Source organism: Bacillus sp. JJ1503, assembly GCF_036965125.1.
Lineage (GTDB): Bacteria > Bacillota > Bacilli > Bacillales > Cytobacillaceae > Cytobacillus.
Map to the genome: position 1 here is coordinate 1 of NZ_JBALOZ010000082.1, position 5,669 is coordinate 5,669.

The window sequence follows — 5,669 nt, forward strand, 5'->3', positions numbered from 1 at the left end:
AAACTATTAGCTGGTTTAGCACAATAAGAAAAGCCTTCGAAATCACTAGTTACTCTCTTTACTTTTCTTATAAAAGTTTGATACCACCCCTAATATAATTCCGATAACAATTAAGGGTATAGAAAATGTTGCATATGGTTGAGGAGTATCCGCAATTCCAAATGTCTGATTAAAAGCAAATCCAGCTGCCATTAGCCATACTCCTAAATAAAATAAGATTTTTCCAGTCTTGGTATGCCTTTTCAATAAAAACACCCCTTACATTTCTCATTCTTATATAACCATCTTAAACTAAACTGCTTCTTTAGTTGAACAAGAAAAAAGAGCCGTCTAAGCAGCTCAACGATCTTCAAATAAAGCACCCGTTCGTAATATAAGGTCAGCCAGATATTTCTGGTTGAAAGCAGGAAAGAGCATACTATTAATAAAAATGAGACGGTTATATTTTCTTTTATTAAATTAGTGCTTGATTTTCATGATAATCGCTTACAACTGTTGGGAAATTATCAGTCAATATTGTGGCTACTGAAACGTATGATTAAAAGTTTTAGGCGCTATTCCATATTAATAAAGCCGGCTTTTATAGCCTTCTTGTAACTCCTTTGCTACTTGATCAGCAGAAACATTGGGTATTTTTGAGTGAGCCACCAACATTTGAGGAACCGATGGAAGATTCTCTTTTGCTAACCACGATTCTGGGTTCCACATATTTGATCGAATGAAAGCTTTAGCACAATGTGCAAAGCACTCCTCTACCTCTACTAAAATTCCAAATAGAGGGGATCGACCATTTACAATGCTCTTTTCAAGAAGTTCCGGGTCACGAGAAATATAGGCTTTTCCATTGATTCTTAATGTTTCTCCTAATCCAGGTATAAAAAATATCAGCCCGATATTTGGATTAGTAATAATGTTTTCTGCGGAGTCCATTCTTCTGTTCCCTGGACGTTCTGGAATAAAAAGATGGTGTTCATCAAGAACAGAAACAAACCCTGGAAAATCTCCTCTTGGAGAAACATCACATTTCCCTTCTGAATTAGATGTTGCCAATGACAAAAATGGTGACATGGAAATAAAGTTTCTGCAATGCTGGTCAATAAATGAAATTACTTTATTAGCAGCTCTTTGACTAGGTTGTCCAATAAATGAACGGAATTCCTCAAACTCTTCTTTTGAAGAGATAATCTCTTTAAAATTAATACTCATCTTTTCACCTTCAACAAATGGAATATATACCCATTATACACCATGAAAATTGTATAACTCGAATTATTAGAATTATTTTTAAAAAAATAACTAACATCTTACTCAATTATTTTTTCTAAGGAGAATTTACTCGCTTATTCGCGGGATTTCATATCTCTTGATATGGAAAATATGAATCAATGAAATGAGTTCAGATCCTTATGGCTACGTGAAGGAACAGTGAAATAAAGGAACAAGTTAATACAACATATAAACCACCTGGTAATCCCAATATCTACCGTTTCTTTTTTTGCAATAACACTTCTCTTTACTCATTTAAAATATAACAACAGAATCAGGTAAAATAATTGGTCTATGCCCTACATACTGTCTCAGATTTTTATTGTACTCCATTTATTACCTTCCTTAGTGACAAATGTCCAACCGTGATTTTGCTTCAATCGCCATTTTTACATAAATATCCGGTTAATTTCGAGATCGTTATTCCGCAAACTGGCCCATTACTGAAAAAGGCACAATTCTTCTTCAAGAATTGCGCCCGATTGTTGAATAATGAAAAAAACAATAAGCCGCAAAATAGTTCATTAGTTATTGTGCTATTGCCACCGTTAGATAATAAAAACTGTAATTTCTATTATCAAATTCTCATATCTAAAATACCAACCATCCTGTAATATAATACAATTATTAAATAAAACTTTTTGAATATATTATATTTGAAACTTTTTGCTAGTGTTTATGCCTCTAATATGTGAAAGGAGGTTGCTACATGTCGTATTCTACTGAATTAGTCGAGCTAGCCATTGCTGGTGATAAACTTGCATTTGAACAATTACTCAAGATCGAGAGTAAAAAATTATATAAAATCGCTTATCTCCACATGCGTCATAAAGAAGATGCACTCGACGTACTACAAGAAGCTACCTATAAAGCCTATATTTCGATACACCAGCTTAAATCACCTGTCTATTTTAGTACATGGCTTGTGAAGATATTAATTCGGACAGCTTATAAAGAACTTGAACAAAAAAAGAAAGTGATTCAACTGCCTGAAGAAACGATTGTGGGCCTTTTAGAATTGAATAAAGTCGAGGATCCTTCAATTGATTTATCGGAGGCACTTTCCTCGCTGGACAATGATTATCGGAATGTCCTTACTCTGTTTTATTATTATGATTTACCGATTCGTACAATTGCTACCGTACTCGGTAAACCACAACCAACCATTAAAACGTATTTACGAAGAGCCAAGTTGAAACTAAGAAAAACGTTAGGAGATGATTATTATGCGAAAAGACTTACTTAACTCCTATATAAAGGATATTGAAGTTCCGACAGAAGAGATTATGATGGCAATCGATCAAGGGATTAAGCAAGGTGAAAAATATCGTAATAACAAAAAGCGCACAACTATTTTAAAACGTGGATCCTTTTTTTCTTCTATTGCAGCTTCACTATTACTCGTATCAGGATTCGTCTTTTCACCCGTTTCAAACGTTTTAGCTCAAGTTCCGATTATCGGGGGTCTTTATGAAAAATATCAAATGCCAATTGGTCAAGAGCTAGCTTCCGAGAAACTCATCACAGAATTAAATGAATTAGTTGAAGATAATGGAGTAAAAATGGGTATTACATCGATTTTTTATGATGGTCAATATGTTGGGCTAACATTTAAAGTAACAGGAGAAAATCTAGCTGAGACTATTGGCGGCGAAAAAGCTCCCGAATCTGGTTATGCGTATGAAATGTTTGACCGAACAGATGAAACTACATGGTGGGGTGGCACTATGGGAGCTATAATAAAGGACGGTGATGGCTATAGTGGTGCAATGATTTTAGAAAATCCAAAAACTGAATCAGCCGATTCCCTTACTCTACCAATTACATTTACTCATATTGCAGGTGTTCAAGGAGAATGGGCATTCAATCTTCCAGTTCATAAATTACCATCGAAAGAATTGAAGATTGTTCAAACTACATCCTCACTCAATAACGAGTATAGTCTAGAAATTAAAGAATTAAAAATCGGACAAACCAACGCCCTCTTATCATATGAATTATTAAATACAGCCGGTATAGAAGGAGAACAATTATCTTTTAATATTGTTGACGACAAAGGCAAGAAGTCTTCACTCCATACAATTTCTGATTCAAAAGTGATTTTTGAAATAAACCGAGAAAATCCAACAAGATTCTTACTAGTAGAACCAACTTATAAAATTGGAAACAATGAGATCCACCTAGAAACTGTAAAAATCAATCTAAACTAAATGGTAACAGAAAAATCCGGACTGCCTACTCAGCAGTTCGGATTTTTTGCACTGGACATCTTGGATATTAACTGTCCTTATTCCATATAATGGCCCTTTTCATGAAGAAAGACGCTTTCCTTGTTTCAGAAAAGCGCCCGTTTGTTGAAGATCTCCATGTTGTATTATTTAGGTTAAATCTTCCTTTTAATTAAAGAAGTTTTATAAAAATATAAATAATCAGTGCTTGATACTCTTTTTCTTTTTATTTAAGAGTACGATTGCCATAACGAATAAAATTACTGAAATCAATAAAGTCGATCCCGAAGCAATAGGTGTTAATATTCCTATTATTAGTAGAATAATCCCTAAAACAACTATTCCTATAACCATTGAAATTCATCCTTCCCTCAATAAAGAAATATCATAAGATTGATAAGAATATTTTTGGAACTTTATTAAATTGGCAATTTAAATTTTCTTAAAGTCTTATTTCATCTTAACTTTATTTTAAAGCCAGATAAGGCGTAGAAAGCCGGACTTGAATGATAAACAGACATAATCATCAAAAGCGTAGCACCAATTGGATTGCTACGCTTTATTTACTTATTAATAGCCACGTAATAAACGCTTACCTAATGAAAGTGTTGCACCAGCTAGAGTCGTTACAACCATAATTGGAGCTGATGCAACGATAAATGCACCCACAGTTGTAGCAGCTAATGTAGCACCCATTAACGAAGCAGCCGTTGCCGTAATTGCAGTGCTTGCTGCTGTAACTCCAGCCCCAATACTAGCTGATGCCGCAAGTAAACCTGTACCAGCTGTTGTTCCCATTAATGCTCCCGATACTGTAGAAGCAGTACCTGCTGCTAATGCGCCAACTTTTGTTGTTGCTAATGCTCCTGCAACTTTAGTAGATACCATTACCCCCGCTTTTGAACTTGCTGCAGCGCGTAGAGCAACGGACGCAAGATGCATGCCACCGCCAATTGCTGTACTTTGCGCACCCCCTACTAATGCACTCTTTGCGATTTGTGCGCCGGCCTCTTGCAGGGTGATTTCCCCATATAATAATTCAACAGTGGCTTCTCCAAATGAATAGCCTGCACTCGCTACACCACCATAAATGCCTGTTTTAAAAGCAGCGCCGCCAGTAGAAATGACAGTTGAAGTGATCGGTGCATTTTTACCTGTTGTATTAAAAACCGTCTGATAAATTTTTCGTTCAAGTTGCATAAGTTCAGCTACTTTTGTAGTCGTATCAAGGCTGATAGGTGATTCTATAACGGTTTTTCCGGTCTTTTCAAGTCGAGCCTTTAATGTTGGATTATTTTTTGGGATAACAAATAACTGTCCATCATATTTAGAAGCGTCAAACCACGCATTTTCATAGCCCGCTTTTGCTTGTCCGAAAGTTTTTGTCCCGTCCGCGTTAAACATAATGAAATCGATTGGACCGTTATTGTTATTAACAATCGTTTTCGTACCGCGAAGGGATGCTGATGCAGCGTGTAGGTCTTCAAAAATAAACCCTCTAAAACGTTCTACAGTTCCACCTCTAAATACATCTTTTGAAATTAAATTCGTATGCAATTGATCAAAGATTTCTTTTGTTTTAAATGAAGAAATTAGTGCTTGGGATGGGGCAATACCTTTATCGATGATTTCTTGAATTTCATCGATTTTCACCGCAAAATCATTTAAGCTCCAGTTTTGTATGCCAAGTACGGCTTTCATTTCATCAGGCGTAATACCTGCAATGTCTTGTAATACGGCAAATTCCGTAGATAACCACAACGCTTCACTCCTACATTCTTCTGAACAGAATTTTGCCGAGCCATATGTATATTCTGTCTCAATACGCTCATTACAGTGAGGGCATCGCGGTTTATAAGGCATAACATTGTTCATTTTATCGCTAAAGAAGTATAAAGGTTCTAGCCAATGTTCACGCGCTTCTGGGTAAATGTTCAGATAAGCTTCAATGATGCTTTCGTAATCACGTTTCATATAAAGCGCAAAATAATACGTTAACATGCGTAATGAATAGGTGTGTCGTTTCATATATACGTCCCGTAACGGTGCATTCGGAAATTGCGTATAGGACAGTAATGTTTTTTCTAAAGCATTGATCGCTCGATTAAATCTGTCCATAATCGGATAGTCTTTATCAATGGTAATATCTAACATGAATAAATAATCTTCATCTTT

The 5,669-nt window shown here is 35.6% G+C and carries 5 protein-coding genes; 2 read left to right on the forward strand and 3 right to left on the reverse strand.

The genetic code is table 11. The features are described 5' to 3' along the window. Positions 1-45 precede the first annotated feature (45 nt). The gene (locus V7149_RS07465; protein WP_335345023.1) at positions 46-192 is read right to left on the reverse strand and encodes a hypothetical protein; all 147 of its coding nucleotides are present in this window, start codon (positions 190-192) and stop codon (positions 46-48) included. Between the two features lie 372 nt (positions 193-564). After that, on the reverse strand, positions 565-1,206 hold the full coding sequence (locus tag V7149_RS07470; RefSeq protein WP_335345024.1) for a pyridoxamine 5'-phosphate oxidase family protein: 642 nt from the start codon (positions 1,204-1,206) through the stop codon (positions 565-567). A gap of 769 nt (positions 1,207-1,975) precedes the next feature. Between V7149_RS07470 and V7149_RS07475 the strand changes: the two genes are divergently transcribed. Both V7149_RS07475 and V7149_RS07480 read left to right on the forward strand, forming a co-directional pair. After that, complete coding sequence (locus V7149_RS07475) at positions 1,976-2,512, forward strand: sigma-70 family RNA polymerase sigma factor (protein ID WP_335345025.1); 537 nt, start codon at positions 1,976-1,978, stop codon at positions 2,510-2,512. Continuing rightward, positions 2,493-3,476, forward strand: a complete 984-nt coding sequence (locus V7149_RS07480) for a DUF4179 domain-containing protein (RefSeq protein WP_335345026.1) — start codon at positions 2,493-2,495, stop codon at positions 3,474-3,476. Before V7149_RS07475 ends, V7149_RS07480 begins: the two co-directional genes overlap by 20 nt. A gap of 588 nt (positions 3,477-4,064) precedes the next feature. On the opposite strand, the gene V7149_RS07485 is transcribed toward V7149_RS07480, so the two are convergent. After that, on the reverse strand, positions 4,065-5,669 hold a 1,605-nt coding region (locus tag V7149_RS07485), incomplete at its 5' end, for a hypothetical protein (protein ID WP_335345027.1).

Bases quoted from the DNA above. Each gene is read 5' to 3' on its own strand.
- V7149_RS07470 (WP_335345024.1), bottom strand. From the start codon at position 1,206: ATGAGTATTAATTTTAAAGAGATTATCTCTTCAAAAGAAGAGTTTGAG.
- V7149_RS07480 (WP_335345026.1), top strand. From the start codon at position 2,493: ATGCGAAAAGACTTACTTAACTCCTATATAAAGGATATTGAAGTTCCG.
- V7149_RS07465 (WP_335345023.1), bottom strand. From the start codon at position 192: ATGGCAGCTGGATTTGCTTTTAATCAGACATTTGGAATTGCGGATACT.
- V7149_RS07475 (WP_335345025.1), top strand. From the start codon at position 1,976: ATGTCGTATTCTACTGAATTAGTCGAGCTAGCCATTGCTGGTGATAAA.